Origin of the sequence: Pseudomonas sp. (genome assembly GCF_030147005.1) — a bacterium.
Taxonomy (GTDB): Bacteria; Pseudomonadota; Gammaproteobacteria; order Pseudomonadales; family Pseudomonadaceae; genus Aquipseudomonas.
Window position 1 is genome coordinate 1 of the sequence record NZ_JASLAW010000085.1, and the last position, 5852, is coordinate 5852.

3 protein-coding genes are annotated in these 5852 nt (G+C 62.1%); 1 reads left to right on the forward strand and 2 read right to left on the reverse strand.

The features are described 5' to 3' along the window. Positions 1-95: 95 nt before the first annotated feature. Positions 96-965 carry a Tim44 domain-containing protein gene (locus Q1V60_RS07955; protein ID WP_300629027.1) on the reverse strand — a complete coding sequence of 290 codons (870 nt, stop codon included), beginning with the start codon at positions 963-965 and terminating at the stop codon, positions 96-98. A 307-nt stretch (positions 966-1272) separates the two neighbouring features. After that, the gene (gene uvrD, locus Q1V60_RS07960) at positions 1273-3456 is read right to left on the reverse strand and encodes a DNA helicase II (protein ID WP_300629029.1); all 2184 of its coding nucleotides are present in this window, start codon (positions 3454-3456) and stop codon (positions 1273-1275) included. 267 nt (positions 3457-3723) lie between these two features. Here uvrD and Q1V60_RS07965 point away from each other — a divergent pair. After that, the coding region (locus Q1V60_RS07965; protein WP_300629032.1) for a sensor domain-containing diguanylate cyclase at positions 3724-5852 on the forward strand (2129 nt) is incomplete at its 3' end.

Sequence of the window (5852 nt, forward strand, 5' to 3'; positions counted from 1 at the left end):
TTTTATACAGGAGCTCGCTATAAGTGCAACCGTGAAATAGAAAACCCCGGAACATGTCCGGGGTTTTTGTTACCACTTGCTTAAGCGTGCGGGTTTCAGCTGTTCTGGCGGATACCGGCGACCAGCCATGGCTGGTTATCGCCCTGCGGACGTTCCATGTTCCAGCTTTCGCTGAACGCTTCGCCCTGGTCGAAACGCGAGGTTTTCGACACGCCGCTGAAGGTCAGGGTGGCGATGGTCTTGTCGGCGCGATCATCCACACCGTCCAGCTGTACGCGCAAGTCGTCGATATAGGTCGACTGGAAGCCGTCACCCAGGTCGGCGCGTTCGCGCTTGAGGAATTCCAGCAGTTGCGGGGTCACGAACTCGGAGATCTTGTCCATTTCGTTGGCGTCCCAGTGCTGCTGCAAGGACTGGAAGTGGCTGCGGGCCGCTTCGATGAAACGCTCTTCGTTGAACCAGGCCGGTGCGTTGATCACCGGACGAGCGGCGGCGGGTGCTGCCGAACCGCCGAAGATCGAGCCCATGGCTGGTTTTTGCTCGAACACTTCACGCTGCATCGGCGCGCCGGCCGGAGCCAGGTGCTCCTGCTGCTTGCGGCGACGGGCGGCGATAAAGCGGAAGATCACAAAGGCAATGACCGCCAGGATCAGGATGTCGAAGATCTGCATGCCCTGGAAGCCGCCGCCCATGAACATGGACGCGAGCAGGCCACCGGCGGCGATGCCGGCCAATGGGCCCAACCAGCGCGAAGCACCGCCGGCCTTGGCAGCAGCGCCAGCGGCACCGGCTGCGCCTGCAGTTGCCGCAGCACCGCCGGCACCGGCAGATGGCGCCATTTGGCTGGTTTGGTGAGTCGGTGCCGCGCCGGAACTTTTGCCGCCACCGAAGCGTTTGGCGTTGGCGTCGAGGCTCATCGTCAAGCCGATGCACAACGCCATGGCGATGCTAAGAAAACGTTTCATAAAGGGAATTCCCATTTGTGGATTGCACGCGCGCCATGTTGCACAGGTGTCGTGACAGTGGCTAGCGACATAATGTTTCGGGCTTTTGCGTAAGACCGATTCAGAATGGTCTGTAGGACTTATTACAGATATTGGCTCCATACTCGTCTAAAACAAGGGCGAGCCAGGAATCTTCATGTTACGCAGTGTTTCATAGGCGGGCTTGTTGTGGTGAGGGAGCTTGCTCCCGCTGGGCCGCGCAGCAGCCCAAAAAACCGGCGCCGCGCACGCCAGCGGGAGCAAGCTTCCTCGCCGCAGACGATCAGCTTCAGACCGCTTCGAGCTTCGCGTAACCCATCATCAGCCACTTGCTGCCCTCGGCGAAGTTGACCTGCACCCGCGCCTGGGCGCCGGCGCCTTCGAAGTTGAGGATCACGCCTTCCCCGAAGATCGCATGCCGGACCTGCTGGCCCAGGCTGAACGGGGTTTCCGGAATCTCGGAGCCGGCAAACATGTTGCTGGAGTTCTGCTGCTGGCCGCCGCCGAACGGTCGGCTGACGCTGTTGGACAGGCGCACTTCCTGGATCAGCCCCTTCGGCACTTCACGTACGAAGCGCGACACTTTGTTGTAGGTCTCGCTGCCGTACAGGCGTCGGGTCTCGGCATAGGTCATCACCAGGTTCTGCATGGCCCGGGTAATGCCTACGTAAGCCAGGCGACGTTCTTCCTCAAGGCGGCCGGGCTCTTCCAGGCTCATCTTGTGTGGGAACAGGCCTTCTTCCATGCCCACCAGAAACACATAGGGGAATTCCAGGCCCTTGGCACTGTGCAAGGTCATCAGCTGAATGCTGTCTTCATGCTCGTCGGCCTGGGTGTCGCCGGCCTCCAGCGAGGCATGGCCGAGGAAGGCGGCAAGCGGAGTCAGCTCTTCATCGTCCTCAGTGTTTTCGAACGCGCGGGCGGCGCTGACCAGTTCCTCGAGGTTTTCTACCCGGGCCTGGCCTTTCTCCCCTTTCTCCGCCTCGTGGTAGGCGATCAGCCCGGACTGTTCGATCACGGTCTGGGTCATCAAATGCAGGGGCATTTCCGAGCATTTGGCCGAAAGGTTCTCGATCAGCTCGACAAACACACCCAATGCGCCGGCTGCGCGGCCCGTCAGGCCTTTATTGACGATGAGCAGGCGCATGGCTTCCCACATCGACACATCGGCATGGCGGGCGTGTTCGCGAATGGCCTCGACGGTTTTTTCACCGATGCCACGGGCCGGGATATTGATCACCCGCTCCAGCGCCGCATCGTTGCCGCGACCTTCCAGCAAGCGCAGGTAGGCCATGGCGTTCTTGATTTCCGCACGCTCGAAGAAGCGCTGGCCGCCATAGATGCGATACGGGATGCGCTCGCGCAGCAAGGCTTCTTCCAATACCCGCGATTGGGCGTTGGAACGGTAAAGAATGGCGATATCGCTGCGGGCCAGGCCGGTTTTCAGCGCGCTTTCGATGGTTTCCACCACGTAGCGCGCTTCATCGTGCTCGTTGAACGCGGCGTACAGGTTGATCGCTTCGCCTTCGCCGCCGTCGGTCCACAGCTCTTTGCCCAGACGCCCGGTGTTGTTGGCGATCAAGGCGTTGGCGGCTTTCAGAATTCCGGCGGTGGAGCGGTAGTTCTGCTCAAGACGGATGGTCACCGCGTCCGGGAAGTCTTCGGAGTACTGGTAGATATTCTCGATTTTCGCGCCGCGCCAGCCGTAGATCGACTGGTCGTCATCGCCCACCACCATCAGGCTGTCGCCACCCTTGGCCAGCAGGCGCAACCAGGCGTATTGCACGGCGTTGGTGTCCTGGAACTCGTCCACCAGAATGTGCCGGAAGCGCTTCTGGTAATGGGCCAGCAAGCCGGGGTTGTCGCGCCACAGGTCGAGGGCACGCAACAGCAGTTCGGAGAAGTCGATCACGCCGGCGCGTGCGCAGGCCGCCTCGTAGGCTTCATAGATGCTGCGCATGGTGGCCAGGAACAGGTCGCCGCTGGCCTGGATATGTTGCGGGCGCAGGCCTTCGTCTTTCTGGCCGTTGATAAACCACTGGGCCTGGCGCGCCGGCCAACGCTGTTCATCAAGGCCCAGCTCGCGGATCACGCGCTTGACCAGACGTTGCTGGTCGTCGCTGTCGAGAATCTGGAACGTCTGGCTCAGCCCCGCTTCCTGCCAATGCGCCCGCAACAGGCGGTGCGCCAGGCCGTGGAAGGTGCCTACCCACATGCCGGCCGGGCTGATGCCCATCAACTGCTCGATGCGGTGGCGCATCTCGGCGGCAGCCTTGTTGGTGAAGGTCACCGAGAGGATGGAATGGGGAGACGCGTTCTCGACCTGGATCAACCAGGCGATACGGTGCACCAGCACTCGGGTTTTACCGGAGCCGGCACCGGCCAGGACCAACTGACGGCCAACGGGGGCCGCTACGGCCTGGCGTTGGGCATCGTTGAGAGAGTTCAGCAAAAGGGAGAGATCATCGCGCATCGGCGCATTCTAGGGTGCCGGGCGGAGACGGGCAAACCCCAATGCCAGGCGGCCGACGGAAAACCGCCTGCGCACGAACATTCTGGCGAGGGCGGATGACCGGTTAGTCATGAGCCACAGCCCGCACGGCGTCTCGTTCGAGCTGTCTGGAACAACCCTTTGCGCTCACTGACAGGTGTTTTTTATGACTTGGAGCAGTTTGGCCCGAGCGCTGGCTTGTGTATGCTCCGTCGACGTTTCGGGCTCACCATTATAAGAACACTGCCTATGACCTTTGACACTGACCTTTTCGGCCCCTCGGCGGTGCCGGCGCAGGTTATCCGCAACCATTACGCCACCGAGATGGAGGTAGAGCGGACACGCCTGCTGTATCAGGGCTCGCTGCTGCCGACCCTGTTGATGCTGGTCAATGGCCTGGTCTGTGCGTGGCTGCTGTGGAACCCCAAGCAATACTTGCTCGACAGCATCTGGCTGGTCTGGTTGCTGGCGTTGGTGGCGATGCGGGTCATCCAGGTGGCGGCCTTTGATTCGGCCATGCCCAGTCGCCAGGCCCAACCCGTCTGGCGCCGCATGTTCATGCTCGGTTCGGCGGTCAGCGGGCTGACCCTGTCGATCGCCGCCATCGCCTTGGTCCCCACCGACAGCTTCATGCAACAGGCCTGGGTGTTCGGCCTGATCGGCGCGGCGATGTTGTCGGCCAGCGTGGCTTATGCCGTAAGCCTCTGGGCCTTTCTGTCCTTCGCCTTGCCGTGCCTGTTGCCGATCATCGGGTATCTGTTCTGGAACGGCACCTCGCAGCAACAGGGCTGGGGCGTGCTCGGCCTGATCCTGTTGGCGTCTTTGAGTGTGGTGGCGTGGCAGGTCAACCGCCTGATCCAGCGCGGGCTGCTGCGACGCTTCCAGAACCAGGCCTTGATCGAGCATTTGCAGCAGGCCCAGCAACGCAGCGAGCAGTTGAATCAGGCGCTGATGCGCGAAGTCGAGCAGCGCCGCCAGGTCGAACAGGACCTGCGCGAAGCCCAGGTCGGCCTGCAGGACCGTATGGCGCTGCGCAGCCAGGAATTGGACGCCGCCAGCCTCGCCCTGAATAAAAGCGAGGCGCGCCTGGCCATGGCGCTGCAAGCCAGTGAACTGGGCCTGTGGGACTGGAACCTGCAAACCGATGAGGTGCACCACACCCAGCTCAAGGAACTGTTCGGCCTGGAACCCGAATATGTCACTGCGATGCTCAGTCATCTCAAGCCGCGCCTGCACCCCGACGACCTGCCGCTGCTCAAACATGCGCTGGTGGAGCATCTCAAAGGCCGCAGCGAGGACTATCTGGTGGAATACCGCATACGCCATGGCGATGGGCACTGGGTGTGGATCCAGGACCGTGGGCGTGCGGTAGAGCGTTCTCCCGGCGGGCGGGTTATCCGGATGCTCGGCACGCGCCGCGACATCAGCGCCGGCAAGGCCGTGGAAGAACAGCAACGGCTCGCCTCGACGGTGTTCGAGGCCGCCAGCGAAGGCATTGTGATTCTCGACCCGAACTACGTGCTGATCGCGGTCAACCAGGCTTTCAGCCGTGTCACCGGTTTTGATATCGACGACATGCTCGGGCGCAATGTCGTGGAGTTACCCAGCAGCCGCGATGCCCGGCGCCACTTCCCGGTGATCCGCCAGGCGCTGCTCAGCCACGGCACCTGGCAGGGTGAGCTGGTGGAAACGCGCAAGAACGGCGAGCTGTACCCGCAGTGGCTGCAATTGAGCGTGGTGCGCGACGTTCGCGGCAATGTCAGCCATATCGTCGGCTTTTTTGCGGATCTGTCCGCGCGGCGCGAGTCCGAGGAGCGCATGCGCTACCTCACCCATTACGACGAGTTGACCGGCCTGGCCAACCGCTCGCTGTTTCGCGAACGGCTGCGCGAAGCGCATCAGCGTGTGCGTCAAGGAGGGCGCAGCCTGGCGCTGCTGCACATCAACCTCGACCGTTTCAAGCTGCTCAATGACAGCCTTGGCCATGAAGTAGCCGACCAACTGCTGCAGAAAATGGCGCGGCGGTTGATCAACGCACTGCCGGAAGCCGACACCATTGCACGGCTGTCCGGAGACGAGTTCGCTGTGCTGTTCGACGCCTATGGCAACTTGTCGAGCCTGGCGCGCGTGGCGACTCGGCTGCTGGCGAAGCTGCGCGTGCCGGTGACGGTGGAAGGGCATGAGCTGGTGGTCAGCGCCTCCATGGGCGTCAGCCTGCTGCCGGATAATGCGCGGGAAATTTCTGCGCTGGTCAGCCAATCGAATATGGCGATGCAACACGCCAAGCACTTGGGCGGGAATAATTTCCAGTTCTATACCGACAGCCTGCAAGCCAGCACCCTGGAGCGGTTACAGCTGGAAAACCAACTGCGCAAGGC